Origin of the sequence: Ruegeria sp. ANG-S4 (assembly GCF_000814005.1) — a bacterium.
Lineage (GTDB): Bacteria > Pseudomonadota > Alphaproteobacteria > Rhodobacterales > Rhodobacteraceae > Ruegeria.
The window spans coordinates 227,923-242,027 of sequence record NZ_JWLK01000005.1; the positions used below are offsets into that span (position 1 = coordinate 227,923).

Consider the following 14,105-nt stretch of genomic DNA (forward strand, 5'->3'; position numbering starts at 1 on the left):
TTGTTGTGCAACTGGCGGCTATCTGGCAATTGCGTCCAGATTGCGGCCCTTATTTGGTCTGCGCATGGCGACGGCGCAGAAACGCGACGCGATGACTTTACGGGGAAAGTTCCGTCTTTCCTGTCATATGTGCGGATTGGCTGGCATGAGTGGTGACCGGGGGTTGACAACAATAGTGTCTGAATGAAACCTCGGAAATGTTGGGAGACATTGGAAAATTCACAAAGCTGCACCTGCTGAACGGCAGACCGTAAAAGGAATTCCGGCAGACGTCTGGAATAACGTGCAGACGATACGAAATCCTTCTCCCCCAAAATAAGTTGGGAGTTCTTAGATGAAAAACAGCAGCAAGCTTAGCCTCGGCGCATTTGTGACTGCGGCCATGATGGCTCCGGCGGCCTATGCCGAAGAGTTCATTACAATCGGCACAGGGGGTGTGACCGGCGTTTATTATCCGACAGGTGGTGCAATCTGCCGTCTGGTGAACAAAGGTCGTAAAGAACACGGCGTGCGTTGTTCGGTCGAATCGACCGGCGGTTCGGTCTACAACATCAACACCATCCGCGAGGGCGAGCTGGAGTTCGGTGTGGCGCAGTCCGACTGGCAGTATCACGCTTACAACGGCAGCTCGAAGTTCGAAGAGGCGGGTCCGTTTGAAAACCTGCGCGCGGTATTCTCGGTACACCCCGAGCCGTTCACCGTTGTGGCCCGCGCTGATTCCGGCATTGCCAATTTTGAGGACCTCAAAGGCAAGCGTGTCAACATCGGCAACCCCGGTTCCGGTCAGCGTGGCACGATGGAGGTTCTGTTGGGCGAAATGGGCTGGACCACCGGTGATTTCGAATTGGCGACCGAATTGAAGGCGGCTGAACAGTCGGCGGCTCTGTGCGACAACCAGATCGACGCAATGGTCTACACTGTTGGTCACCCGTCCGGCTCGATCCAAGAGGCCACCACGGCCTGTGACTCGGTTCTGGTGAATGTCAGCGGCGACGCCGTTGACAAGCTGGTCAATGACAACTCGTTCTACCGCACGGCAACGATCCCCGGCGGCATGTACCGTGGCTCAGACGGTGACACGGCAACCTTTGGTGTTGGTGCCACCTTCGTGACATCGGCGGACGTTTCGGAAGATGCGGTTTACGCGGTTGTCAGCTCGGTCTTCGAAAACTTCGATGACTTCAAAAAGCTGCATCCGGCGTTTGCCAACCTCAAGCCCGAAGAAATGATCGCGGACGGCCTTTCGGCGCCGCTGCATCCGGGTGCCGAGAAGTACTACAAAGAAAAAGGCTGGGTTCAGTAAACCTTGCCATAGCAGGGCGCCTTTGGGCGCCCTGCCACTCAAAACCCGTATCAAACGGGTGAATCAGAAGGCCAAAAAGGCCGCGACGGGGAGACTTCCATGAGTTCCGATTCACAAACCAATCGTCCGTTATCCGAAGAAGAACTGCAGGATCTGGTCGCCTCATCCGACGCGGGCGGACGCAATCCGGTCGGCAATGTCGGAATTTTTCTTGCGGTTGTGGCCGCAATCTGGTCGATCTTTCAGGTCGTTCTGGCGTCGCCGCTGGCGAACTACGTGCTTCCCGGAAGTGTTGTGAACAATGCCCGCCAGTTTCACTTGGCTTTTGCGATGTTCCTGGCCTTTGCGGCTTATCCGGCGCTGAAGTCCAGCCCGCGCGACTACATCCCAATTCAGGACTGGATCATGGGCCTGTTGGGCACGTTCGTCGCGCTTTATGGGTATTTTTTCTATAACAAGATTGTCGATGCGGGCGGTCTGGCCGACGACACGGACAAATGGGTTGCGTTGGTCGGCCTGCTGCTGCTGTTCGAGGCCGCGAGACGCGCGCTTGGCCCGGCGATGGCGATCATCGCGACAATCTTTCTGGCCTATGTCTTTTTTGGTTCTTCCGAGTGGGTGCCCGAGGTTATTCGCTGGAAGGGTGCCAGCCTGAAAAAGGCCATGAGCCACATGTGGATCACGTCCGAGGGTGTGTTCGGCATTGCTCTTGGCGTTTCGACGAAATTCGTCTTCCTTTTCGTCCTGTTCGGTGCCTTGCTCGATAAGGCCGGGGCAGGGAACTACTTTATCAAAATGGCGTTTGGCGCCCTTGGCCACCTGCGCGGTGGTCCGGCCAAAGCTGCCGTTGTCGGGTCGGCAGCCACCGGTCTGATTTCGGGCTCGTCAATCGCGAACGTTGTGACCACCGGAACCTTCACGATCCCGTTGATGAAGCGCGTTGGATTCAGCAGCGAACAGGCGGGCTCGGTCGAGGTTGCCTCGTCCGTGAACGGACAGATCATGCCGCCCGTTATGGGGGCTGCGGCCTTCCTGATGGTGGAATATGTCGGCATCTCGTATGTCGAGGTGATCACTCACGCCTTCCTTCCCGCGGCGATTTCTTACATCGCGCTGGTCTATATCGTGCACCTCGAAGCCGTGAAGCGGAACATGCCGACTCTCGGAGATCGCGACGTTCATCTCGCCCGGACCGTCGTCGGAATGCTGTCCTTCTTCCTTGTGTTCGCCGGTCTGTGCTACGGCTCGCAATTCCCTGTCGACGCGGTGACGTCGTGGGTGCCCTCGGCGGCTGGTCTCGTCCTCAGCCTGATCGTGTGTGCGGTCTATGTCGGCCTTTTGTACCTGGCCGCGCAAGTTCCCGATCTGGAGCCTGATGATCCGAATGCCAAAGAGGTGACGCTGCCCGTTATCGCGGACATCTACAAGGCGGGCTTGCATTACCTGCTGCCGATCATCGTGCTGGTCTACTTCCTGATGATCGAACAGAAATCTCCGGGCTTGTCGGCCTTCTGGGCGACGTCGCTGTTGTTCGTGATCCTGTTGACTCAGAAGCCGCTCAAGGCGATGTTCCGTGGACAAAGCAACCTCTACGACACGTTCATCGATGGGGTGGCCGACTTGTGGCAGGGCCTGATCGACGGCGCGCGCAACATGATCGGCATCGCCTTGGCGACGGCAACAGCGGGCGTGATCGTTGGCACGGTTACACTTACGGGTGTCGGGCAAGTCATGGCTGATCTGGTCGAGTTCCTGTCGGGCGGCAACCTGATCCTGATGTTGGTCATGGTTGGTCTTCTCAGCCTGATCCTTGGAATGGGGCTGCCGACAACGGCGAACTACATCGTTGTCAGCTCGCTGATGGCAGGCGTTGTTGTCGAGCTGGGTGCGCAAAGCGGTCTGATTGTGCCGTTGATCGCGGTTCACCTGTTCGTCTTCTACTTCGGTATCATGGCCGATGTGACACCGCCGGTTGGTCTTGCGAGTTTTGCCGCCGCCGCCGTATCCGGCGGCGACGCGATCAAGACGGGATTCACCGCGTTCTTCTACAGCTTGCGCACCGTGGCGCTGCCATTCGTGTTCATTTTCAACACCGATCTGCTGCTGATTGACGTGACATGGGTCGAAGGGATCGTTGTCGCCATATTCGCAACCATCGCCATTCTGGTCTTCACGGCCGGCACGATGGGTTATTTCCTGACCCACAGCCGCATCTACGAAAGCATTGCGCTGATCTTGGTCGCTTTCGCGCTGTTCAGGCCCGATTATTTGATGGATCGGGTCGCGCCTCCCTTCACATCTGTCGAGCCAGCGGCGTTTGTCGAGACGATAGGCGAGACGCCACCGGGGACCGAGATACGTCTTGTGATCAGCGGTCCGGACTTCGATACCCTTGAAATGACGGATACAACCGTCGTCGTTCCGGTTGGAAGCGAAGAAGGCGGTGCGGCGCGTGTCGAGGCGATGGGCCTTCTGATGTTCGAAGAGGACGGTCTTATGAAGCTGGAGGAGCCAATGTTCGGCTCGCCGGTCGCAGATGATCTGGATATCTTCGACTATTACGGTGATGACGCCGTTCGCCTGACCTCGGTCAGCCTGCCATCCAGCCAGCCGCCCAAGCAGCTGATGTACATCCCGGCACTGATCCTGTTGGGTCTGATCGCCTTCCTGCAACGCGGCCGCGCCGCAAGACAAGAGGTGCCCGCATGACCAATTCTGTTCTTTGTGCCATCGACATCAGCAACGGCAATCTGGACGCGCAAGTTCTGAAGAAGGCGGCATCTTTGGCTGATTTCGAAGGGGCCGGGCTCGACGTGGTGACGGTGCTGCCCGACTTTGGAGAGTCGTTTGTGAGCAGCTTTTTTGAGCCGCACCACCACGAACAGGCGATGGAGGAGGCGCAGGAAAACCTGACACAGCTGTGCATCTCGACGTTGGGGGAAGACCGCAATGCGTCGATCCGGCACGTTGTTGCAACCGGAACGGCTTATCAGGAAATCCTGAAAACGGCCGAAAGCGCGGGCAGCGACCTGATCGTGATCGGGGCGCACAAGCCGGACCTGAAAGATTATCTTTTGGGTCCCAATGCCGCCCGTGTTGTGCGGCATTCGAATGTGTCGGTTTACGTTGTCCGGTAAGGGACCTCAGTAGCCTGTCATTTCAAGATAGCCCTGCCCGGTGTGACTGCCTGAAACGCGCACCGGGCCCTCCCAGTACTCAAAGCGTGTGCCCATCCACGCGCTGGGCGTGATGGCATTCACGTCAACCTCAACCCCCTTGTCCGGCAGGGATACGCGCCACCGTGTCGGGACGTCCCGGTCTGCGACGTTGTGCGTCGCCAAGGGCGTGAACTGCACCGATCCGTCATCCAGCGTGGCGCTTTTCCCATCCGCTTCGATCCATGTTGCCGAGGTAAAGTCGCCTCGTTCCCCCCGAAGCCGGAATGCCATGAGCTTCTGCCCGCTGTCGAAGCTGAGCGAGAACCAGTCCCATCCGCTTTGATCCTCGGACAAGGGTTGAGACGACCATTCCCGATCCAGCCACCCCTGTCCGGTGACAGCGACATCGCCGGTTGGCAATCGCAAGACACCCTCGACCGTGTAGAACGGTTGAGAATAATAGTGGCTGGCCTGACCGTCAGCAGATTTGACCGAGTAGCCTCGGTCGCCATGAAACACCAGTGGGCCCGATGCGGTCAGCGTCAGGTCATAGCTGAACTCGGTACCGCTTGCGGCCAGGGCCAAATGATCCAGTCCGTCGCCCCGCATATGCCAATCGTCGATCCAGGCGTCGAACGGGTCCGCTTGAACACCGGCCTGCCCGATGCCACCGCGCGACAGCCGTTCTGAAAAATAGTGGTTGTCCGGTGTCGTGACAGCGGCGTGACCCATCCAAAGCTGCGGGCTTTGCCACCCGTCGCTTTCGAAAGGCTTCAGGGCCGAGCGAAACAAGGTCCATTGTATGCCATAGTCTTGCCCGTCCGCGCCCTGCAGGTTTGCCGTCAGGTACCACCACTCGATGCGATAATCGGGATGCGGGCCATGATCTTGCGGGAATTGAAACTCGTACCCGGGCTTGGGTGTGCTGAACCCTTCGGCGCTGGTCCCCAAACCGGCATAGCCCTGTGCGAAGGCACTCAACGGGAAAACCAGAAACACCAGAAGGGCCCTAACGTTCATTGGCAAATACCTTCAAAAGATCTGCAGGCGGCAGACGCAACAGGCGCAATGCGGGCAAGGCGGCGGCGACGGCTGCCGCCAGCATCGTAAGAAGAAACAAACGCAACCAGTCGGCGGGAAACAAGTGCATTGGCAGCCGCCACCCGAATGCCTGTACATTGATGACAGCCAGCAATACCCACGCCAACAAAAGGCCCAGTGGCAAAGCAAGGACAGCAGTCAGGCCCGCCAACAGCACACTACGCACCAGCTCCAGCCGGGCAAGCTGTGCCCGGGTCTGGCCCAGAGCCCAGATCGGCGCGACCTGAGGTAAGCGTTGTGTCCAAAGGGTCAACAGACTTGTCAGAATTGCGAACCCGGCGACGCCCAACGTCAGAACGTTCAGCGCGGATGTCACGACAAACGTCTTGTCGAAAATCGCCAGTGATTGGGCCTTCATGGCGCTTTGTTGCACCACGGCAGACGTGGGCAGGCCGAACCTGTCTCTGAGCGTTTGCGCCAGATCGGTTGCGACCGAAGGGTCCACCCGAATGCCAAAGCGGCGAGTCGGAACCTTTGGCACGATACTGTCCAGTACGGGCATGGCGACGATAGCCTGCCCGGTTGGGTTGCCGTAGTCGGAATAGACGCCGACGATCGGCAGCGTGTGATCGGGGGGAAGGGTCAGAACATCTCCCGGCCAAAGGTTTGCACGACGGGCCAATTGTTCGTTGATCAGAACAGCCCGGTCGTTGTGTACCCGCGCCCATGCCTCTGGCGAACGTGCAATCAGGGGCCAATGCTCGCTGTAGGTCGGGTCATCCACAACACCGTACAAGAACAGCGGGCCGGTTTCGTGGGGCAGTTCGACACTGCGGATGGGCAGAATTGCGTCCGTTTTTGGCGCCAGCCACTCAGAAATCAGCTGACCCTGTGCGTCATCTCCGGCGGTTATGTAAAGCTCGGATACCAACCGTTGATCGAGCCAACCGGTAAAGGTCAGACGAAAGCTTGATACCATTGTGCCCACGCCGATATTGGCGGCCAGCGCCAGCAAGAGAGCCATCATAGCCAATGACAGGCCGGGCAACTGAGACCACATGTCCGCCCAGACCCACTGCGCGACAGGACCGTTGGCGCGTCGCGACAAAGCGGCCAGCAACAGGGAAAGCACCAAGGGCAACAGCAGGGCCGCACCGGTCAACAGGCCCGCCAGCATCACGAACCCGGCCAAAAGCCCGCCGAACATCGCAAAGCAGATGCCGCCACCGGCGATCATGGTGACGCCTGTTACTGCCGTGATCCGCCAGGACGTTGCGCTGCCGCGCCACGCCTGGACCCCGGGACCGGCCAGAAGTGGCATTTCAGACAGGCGCCACAATGCGTGAACGCTTGCTGCCAGCGTGCCCCCAATGGCCATGAGAAGGCCGGCCAAAGCCCAAGCCGGGCGCAGAGACAGCTGGCCATCCACGGGCGCGCCGTAGAGACCACGCAGCGTCGCGGCCACATCGGGCAACAGGGCCCCGGCGATGAAGAACCCCAGCACCAGGCCCAGCACGCCGCCAACAAGTGCCAGCGTCACAAGTTCGAACAGAATGATCCGAACCAGGTGCGGCATCGCGACCCCGAGGGCCCGAAGGGTTCGGATCATGCCGCGACGATGGGAAAAAGCCAATCCGACCGTTCCGTGAACGATGAACAGCCCAACTGCAAAGGACAGCAATCCAAACGCCGACAGGTTCAGGTGGAAACTGTCCGTCAGTTGCGCTGTGTCCAATTGCGAGGCAGGGCTGGTGCGGATCAGGCCGGGGGCGACGTCACCCAACGACGGTATATCCAAAGGTTGCTCCGGCAGGACAATCAGGCGGGAAATCTGCCCTGATCGGTCCAGCAGGCTTTCGGCGACGCCGATATCGGTCAGCACAAAACTGGGCGGCAGGGCCGTGCTGACAATTACGGGCGGATAGCCGTCTAACCCTTCAAAAACAGGCGCAAGGTCGGGTGAAACAAGCAGACGTCCCGGCGCGGTCAAAATGTCGGCGGGCTCTGGCGGTGTCGCGCTTTGTTCCGTCTGGGTCACGGCGGGCAAGGCGGGGGCCGAAACCATGTCGATGCCCATCACACGCACAGTCTGACCCTCTATACGGATCGACCCATCCAGAACCGCAGCGACCTGCCAGCCCGCACGCCGCAGATCGACGTATCGCGACAGCGATATGCTGCCGGCAGGATCGCGGATTTCGTCGAACTGACCCAGTGCAAGCTGGTCGCTGGCGCGCGCATAACTGGCGCGGGCCTCGGCATTGATGGCCTGTACGGCAGACCAAAGCCCGGTCGCCAAAGCGATCCCCGTAAGCAGCGTGACCAGCTGCAGCCGGTGCATGCGCCAATGAGACAGCAGGACCAGAAGGATCGCGCGTGTCATGTGATCTTGCCGCCTGAAAGATGCGCACGTCGGTCCAACCGGGCCGCGATGTCCATTGAATGCGTCACCAAGAGCAGCGCAGCACCAGTTTCAGCGACAAGTCCGAGCATCAGATCCAGAACAACGGCGCTGGCGGTTTCATCCAGGTTTCCGGTCGGCTCGTCCGCCAACAGCAGGGCCGGTTTTGACGCCATCGCGCGCCCAATCGCGACCCGCTGTTGCTGCCCACCGGACAGATGTTCGGGATACCGATCCACAAGCTCGGTCAGGCCCAGCCGATCGGCCAGATGCGCGACCCAATCCGGATCGTATCGGTCGGCAAGACGTGCGTGCAGCGCAAGGTTTTGCGCAACGGTCAGCGAAGGGATCAAATTGAACTGCTGAAAGACCAGAGACAGGCTGTTACGCCGCAATTCGGCCCGTCCGGCATCGTCCAATGGTGACAGGGGGCTGCCCTTCAGCGTGACCTCGCCGCCGTCGAACCCGTCCAGTGCGGCCGCCACGTGCAGCAGTGTGCTTTTGCCGCTGCCGCTTTCTCCGGTCAGGGCCAGCGTTTGCCCGGCATCCAATGACAGTGACACATCGTTCAGAACGGGCCGCCCGCCGGGATAGGATTTCCGTACATGGTCAAGTGTCAGCAGCATGATCAGCCTCATCCGGTGCCCGACACAATGTGCAACCCGCATCGTATCTGTCCAGAGTGGTGATTGGTGCCATTCGCCGCAGGCTCCGACCGAGTGCAGGGTTGTCCTGCGCGGCGTCAGGGCGCATTCTGCTCCGACGACCCAAGACCAGCAAAGGATCAATTACATGTCTCTATCACAGCAGATTTTCTGGGGGAGCCTGTATTTGGGGATCTGCTTTCTGATCGAAATCCTGCTGCTGACGTGGAGCGTTCTGATCATCCGCCGCGTGTTGGAGAAATGGGAAAACAGAAGCACGGTCCTGACCACAGCCGGGCCAATTTGCATCGCGCTTTTGTTCATCGTTCTCACTCATACAGTGCAGGTCTGGATATGGGCCATCGTCTGGGTCACGCGAGATGTTTTGCCGGACTGGAACTCGGCGCTCTATTTCTCGCTGGTGACGTTTACCACACTGGGATACGGGGACATCGTTCTGGGTGATGGGTTGCGCATATTCGGGGCATTCGCCGCTGTGACCGGGCTTTTGGCTTTTGGCTTGTCGACGGCATTCCTGGTTGCCTTGATGACCCGGGTCTTTCAGGAAAAGTTCATCAATTAGAGAATTGGCGCCACCAGCCGCGCAAGCGGGGCGCCATAGCGGATGTGGACCGGTTGCTGGGGCAGGCGGCGGGTCAACTCGTAGCTATTGCCGAAATCGGTCTCGAGCATGTCGGAAACAGCCTTGGCCGCACGTTCGTCAAAGAACAACGCCATCGCTTCAAAGTTCAGCCGAAAGGATCGGTTGTCGAGATTTGTTGTGCCCACGGCCGCCAGAGTGTCGTCGACCACGAACGCCTTTTGGTGAAGGAACCCGTCGGTATAGCGCAGGACCTTGACCCCACACTCGCGAATTTCATCGAAATAGGCAAAGGCAGCAAGCCAGGGCAATCTGTGATCAATAACCTCGGGCACCAGGATGCGCACATCCACACCCCTCAGCGCCGCATGCTGCAAGGCAGACATGATGTCGATATCGGGCACGAAATACGGAGAGGCGATCCACACGCGCTCCTTGGCTCCGGCAATAGCGGAAAAGAACAGCATCGAACCGGTTTCGGTCTCGTCACCAGGACCCGTCGCGACCAAAAGTGCGTTCATGTCTTGCTCAGATTCGCTGCCAGCCCAATCCAGTTGATCAATCAGGTCTTCGTCGCGCGCCCAATGCCAGTCTTCGGTGAAAATCAATTGCAACTGGCGAACGATGTGCCCGGTCATCTTGATGTGCGTGTCGCGCCAGCGCCCGAAGCGGGGGCTTTGGCCCAGATACTCGACACCCACGTTATGACCACCGATGAACCCGGTTTCTCCGTCAACAATCACGGTTTTGCGGTGGTTGCGATAGTTCAGTTGGAACCGGAAATTCGGACCCCGCTGTTCGCGCGGGGCTGCGACGTCGATGCCTTCGTCGCGCATCTTGGCAATGTAGCTGTCCGGCAGCCCATAGCTTCCGACCCGGTCTGTCATGAACCGGACGTGAACACCGCGTTGGGCCGCGGCAATCAGTTTCTGCTGCAACTGCTGGCCCAATGCATCATCGCGAACGATGTAGAATTGGATCAGAATATAGGATTCAGCCGCGTCTATGGCTTCAAAGATCGAGGCGAACGTTGCGTCTCCGTCAATCAGCAACTCAGCACCGTTTCCGCGGGACACCGGCAGATGTGCGAGCGCTTCGAACGGGCGGGGATTGATCCGCATTTTCTGCGGGTCCGGGCGCGAAAAATCAGCGAAGGTCTTGATCCCTTCGACAACCCGCTCGCTTTCACGCCGCGCGATGCGATAGCCGCGAAATCGGTGATGACCCAAAAACAGATAGGCGGGGACTCCGATCATCGGCGCGGACAAAAGAAACACCACCCAACCCACGGCACCCTGCGGCGTACGTGCGGTCTGCGCCGCACGCACGGAAAAGACGACCGCCGTGCAGTAGAGACCAAATACGAATAGCGAAACAAACAAGGTCCACATCAGGGCGACTTTATCCGGGTCGTTCAGTTCGCCCCAGTGTAGACGCGTGACCAGTCGTTCGCCATATCAACAATGACCCATCCCATGTCAGGGCCCTTGTCCAACCCGTCGACAAGCTTTCCAATCGGGCTTTCGCGGTCATAGGCCCATTCGCGTTCGGCGTCCGTATGGTGAACAAGGATCCCAAGACGCGGCCCGTCGCCTGTGGTTGTCCATTGCATCATTGCAAAGTCGCCATCCGAGTTTCCGCCAGCCAGAATTGGGCGGCGCCCGATGGTGCGTTCGATGTTTATGGGTTTGCCTTCCTTGTCGTCGATAAAGGCAATACCCGGCGCCTTGGAGATGACCGGTGTTGCGCCATCCGTGTCAAATGTCGTTTCGCCGTACGTGCCCAGAACTTGTTCCGGCGGGATACCATAGGCTTCTTCCGCGAAAACCCGCATAAAATGCAGACCGCCGCCCGAGACTATGTAGGTTTTGAACCCCTCGTCGCGCAAATAGCGCAGCAGCTCGACCATTGGCTGGTATGTCATCTGATCATAGGGCAGGCCGGTATCTGCGTGTCGGGCACTGTCCAGCCAGTTGGCAACATCAAGCTGGAAGTCTTCGACGCTCATGCCCGAATGTGACGCGTTCACGACTTCGATCAGCGCATCATGACCACCCTGCAACACCGTCGCCAAATCGCCTTTCGCCGCCGCCTCCAATGTCGGGCTGCTGAGGATCGAGGGATCATCGGCGGCCATTTCTGCAAGCCGATCCATCGCGAAGATGAACTGGAAATAGACAGGCTGCTCTGCCCAGAGGGTGCCATCGTTGTCAAACACAGCGATCCGTTCTGCCGGCGTCACGTAATCCGTGCCTTCCGGGTCGGTCACGGCGGTCACGAAGTCGATGATCTGTGACTTTGTTTCCGTGCTGTTCCAACTTGGCAACGGGTCGGCGTGGGTTGTGAATGCGGCACAGGACAAGAACGCGGTTAGAAAAAACTGTCGCATGAAATTCTCATTCGTTTCTCAGATGAAAAGGGCCGCCACGTCTGCGGCGGCCCTTGGGATTTGATGCGTTCGTTTTAGTTGTTTGTCGGCGTGGTCAACTTCTCCATCACCTGATCCAGGTTAAAGCTTGCCGCTTTCTGGCGCGGCGGGAATTCCTGGAACGTGGACAGGAAGTTGCCGACGTATTGCTGTGCCGGGACCAGGAAGTACGCGCGATCCAGCAGCCAGTCGTAGTAGGTGTTGGACGTGCGGTATGCCCGCTCATAGGGATCGCGACGCAGGTTGACGATCAACGGAATGCGCAGCTCGGTCCAAGGCTCGATCCACGCGCGCAGGGTTGCCCAGGCTTTCTGCTCGAGGAAGATCAGCTTCCAGTCGTCGTAGCGCAGCGCCGTCAGGTCGCCGTCATCCGAGAAATAGAAGATCTCGGCGCGCGGGCTTTCGGTGGTTTCACCTGTCAGCAGGGGCAGGATGTTGTAGCCATCCAGATGCACCTTGTAGTCGCGGCCCATACCGGACGAGCTATAACCGGCTTTCAGCTTTTCCTTAATGTCGGGATCGCCGGCAACCGCAAGATAGGTCGGCAGCCAGTCCATGTGGTGGACGATCTCGTTCGTGACCGAGCCTGCCTCGATCTGACCGGGCCAGCGGACCATCGACGGCACACGCCATCCACCTTCCCAATTGGTGTTCTTTTCGCCCCAGAACGGCGTCGCCGCGGCATCGGGCCATGTATTCATGTGCGGACCGTTGTCAGTCGAGTAGTGCACGATGGTGTTGTCCGCGATGCCAAGCTCATCCAGCAGGTCCAGCAATTGTCCGACATGCATGTCATGTTCGATCATGCCTGCCGTGTATTCGTCGGCAACGCCTCCGACAATCTCATTCGCCTGCGCGCGCATCTCGTCCTTGACGTGTGTCCGGAAGTGCATGCGCGTGCCATTCCACCAGACATAGAAGGGCTGACCCTGCTCATGTGCACGCTGGATGAAATCGATCGCCGCGGCGACAGTTTCGTCATCCACCGTTTCCATACGCTTGCGCGTCAGCGGCCCGGTGTCTTCAATCGTGCCATCCGCTTTGGACTTGATTACGCCACGCGGGCCATAGGCCTCGCGGAAGGTGCGCCCATCGGCGAGAACCATGTCGCCGGGATAGTCTTCATTTTCCGGTTCTTCTTCGGCGTTCAGGTGGTAGAGGTTCCCGAAAAACTCGTCAAATCCGTGGTTTGTGGGAAGATGTTCATCCTTGTCGCCAAGGTGGTTTTTACCGAATTGACCGGTGACATACCCGTGGTCCTTCAGCAAACCGGCGATGGTCGGGTCTTCGACCTGCATGCCAAGATCGGCACCAGGCAAACCAACTTTGGAAAGGCCGGTACGGAACACTGATTGGCCCATGATGTACGAGGACCGACCAGCGGTACATGACTGCTCGCCGTAATAGTCGGTGAATATCATTCCCTCTTTCGCAACACGGTCGATATTTGGCGTCTGATACCCCATCAGGCCCATCGTATAGGCCGAGATGTTGGATTGACCGATGTCATCCCCCCAGATCACCAGAATATTGGGCTTTTGATCCTGTGCCCAAGCGGGCACTGCCAGCGCAACAGCGACAGACGCCACAGCAAAACGACGCAAGCTGCTGCGCCATGTGTCTAAGATAGAACGAGGTGGTGACATTGTGTGCTCCTGAACTGACCGGGTCTTAATGACCCCTTGATTGAAAACTCATTGAAGGCGACCCAGATAGCGGAACGAGCTGCCGTCAAGTTGCTGATTCTCGGCAGGAAAAATTTGGACTAGACCGGGAATCGAACGCATTTATCTTAGGATATGATAATGACCGGAAACCTATCATATGATGAGATTGAAGAATACTAATGTTTGATAATCCGGGTGATAAACAACTGCTTCTTGGCTCTGCCTGGTTGTCGGCGCGGGATGCACGATTTCAGGAAGACCTGCTGGAATGCGGGGTCAAGAAGAACTTCGAAACGGGTGAAGCCCTGTATCATTTCGGTGATCCGGCCAATGGCGTTTACGGCGTGTTGGACGGCGCGGTTCAGATTACGGCTCCCGCTGATGATGGACAGGAATTCGTTGTCCATCGTCAGGGCGGTGGGTTCTGGATCGGCGATCTGGCGCTGTTTGCGGGTGCGTTGCGCCTTGTCAGCGTCGTCGCGACACAGGATACACGCACTTTGTTTCTGTCCAGCGCGCGCGTGGACCGGTTGATCCGGGACAACCCGGAATATGTTCGCGATTTCTATGCCTTGTCGCATGAGAACATGCAAACCGCGCTGCGGATCATGGCCAATCTGGCGGTGACGGGAACCGAGAAACGGCTTGTGCTGCGACTGCTGCATCTGGACGAGGGTTCATCGAAATCCGACGGGTGGATAATCGTGTCGCAGGATGAGCTTGCGGAAATGGTCGCCGTTTCGCCGCCGACATTGCACAGAACGCTGCATCGTTTGGTTGATATGGACCTGATCGAGCTTGGCTATGGGCGGGTCCGCTTGAAAGACCGCAGAAAACTCATTGCAAGCTGTCAGAGCTGACC

The 14,105-nt window shown here is 58.4% G+C and carries 11 protein-coding genes; 5 read left to right on the top strand and 6 right to left on the bottom strand.

The annotated features are described in order from the left end of the window. Positions 1–334: 334 nt before the first annotated feature. The 3 genes from RA28_RS14130 to RA28_RS14140 all read left to right on the top strand — a co-directional run bounded on the left by RA28_RS14130 (position 335) and on the right by RA28_RS14140 (position 4,440). Positions 335–1,303 (top strand): TAXI family TRAP transporter solute-binding subunit, encoded by a 969-nt coding sequence (locus tag RA28_RS14130; protein ID WP_039530080.1) that lies wholly within the window; start codon positions 335–337, stop codon positions 1,301–1,303. A gap of 99 nt (positions 1,304–1,402) precedes the next feature. Beyond that, complete coding sequence (locus RA28_RS14135) at positions 1,403–4,012, top strand: TRAP transporter permease (RefSeq protein ID WP_039530083.1); 2,610 nt, start codon at positions 1,403–1,405, stop codon at positions 4,010–4,012. Continuing rightward, a complete protein-coding gene (locus RA28_RS14140; protein ID WP_039530085.1) occupies positions 4,009–4,440 on the top strand; it encodes a universal stress protein in 432 nt (143 codons plus the stop codon). Before RA28_RS14135 ends, RA28_RS14140 begins: the two co-directional genes overlap by 4 nt. A 6-nt stretch (positions 4,441–4,446) precedes the next feature. On the opposite strand, the gene RA28_RS14145 is transcribed toward RA28_RS14140, so the two are convergent. Genes RA28_RS14145 through RA28_RS14155 form a run of 3 tightly spaced genes read right to left on the bottom strand, consistent with a single transcriptional unit; the run spans position 4,447 to position 8,529 of the window. Next, positions 4,447–5,481, bottom strand: coding sequence for a lipocalin-like domain-containing protein (locus RA28_RS14145; protein WP_039530088.1), 1,035 nt, complete (start codon positions 5,479–5,481; stop codon positions 4,447–4,449). Then, a complete protein-coding gene (locus RA28_RS14150; RefSeq protein ID WP_039530091.1) occupies positions 5,471–7,885 on the bottom strand; it encodes an FtsX-like permease family protein in 2,415 nt (804 codons plus the stop codon). The genes RA28_RS14145 and RA28_RS14150 overlap by 11 nt, the downstream gene beginning before the upstream one ends. After that, positions 7,882–8,529: an ABC transporter ATP-binding protein gene (locus RA28_RS14155; RefSeq protein ID WP_082029851.1), complete on the bottom strand. Its 648-nt coding sequence runs from the start codon at positions 8,527–8,529 to the stop codon at positions 7,882–7,884. The genes RA28_RS14150 and RA28_RS14155 overlap by 4 nt, the downstream gene beginning before the upstream one ends. 166 nt (positions 8,530–8,695) lie before the next feature. Here RA28_RS14155 and RA28_RS14160 point away from each other — a divergent pair, with 166 nt between their 5' ends. Beyond that, a complete protein-coding gene (locus tag RA28_RS14160) occupies positions 8,696–9,130 on the top strand; it encodes a potassium channel family protein (RefSeq protein WP_039530094.1) in 435 nt (144 codons plus the stop codon). Here the strand turns inward: RA28_RS14160 and cls are convergent. From cls to RA28_RS14175, 3 genes are all read right to left on the bottom strand, one after another. Next, positions 9,127–10,539: a cardiolipin synthase gene (gene cls / locus RA28_RS14165; protein WP_039530097.1), complete on the bottom strand. Its 1,413-nt coding sequence runs from the start codon at positions 10,537–10,539 to the stop codon at positions 9,127–9,129. The two genes, RA28_RS14160 and cls, sit on opposite strands and share 4 nt — an antisense overlap. A gap of 23 nt (positions 10,540–10,562) precedes the next feature. Continuing rightward, positions 10,563–11,537, bottom strand: a complete 975-nt coding sequence (locus RA28_RS14170; RefSeq protein ID WP_039530099.1) for an HAD family hydrolase — start codon at positions 11,535–11,537, stop codon at positions 10,563–10,565. Between the two features lie 74 nt (positions 11,538–11,611). Beyond that, positions 11,612–13,222 (bottom strand): arylsulfatase, encoded by a 1,611-nt coding sequence (locus tag RA28_RS14175; protein WP_052261467.1) that lies wholly within the window; start codon positions 13,220–13,222, stop codon positions 11,612–11,614. Positions 13,223–13,422: 200 nt separating this feature from the next. On the opposite strand from RA28_RS14175, the gene RA28_RS14180 reads away from it, so the two are divergent. Continuing rightward, positions 13,423–14,103 carry a Crp/Fnr family transcriptional regulator gene (locus RA28_RS14180; RefSeq protein ID WP_039530104.1) on the top strand — a complete coding sequence of 227 codons (681 nt, stop codon included), beginning with the start codon at positions 13,423–13,425 and terminating at the stop codon, positions 14,101–14,103. The last annotated feature ends 2 nt before the right edge of the window (positions 14,104–14,105 follow it).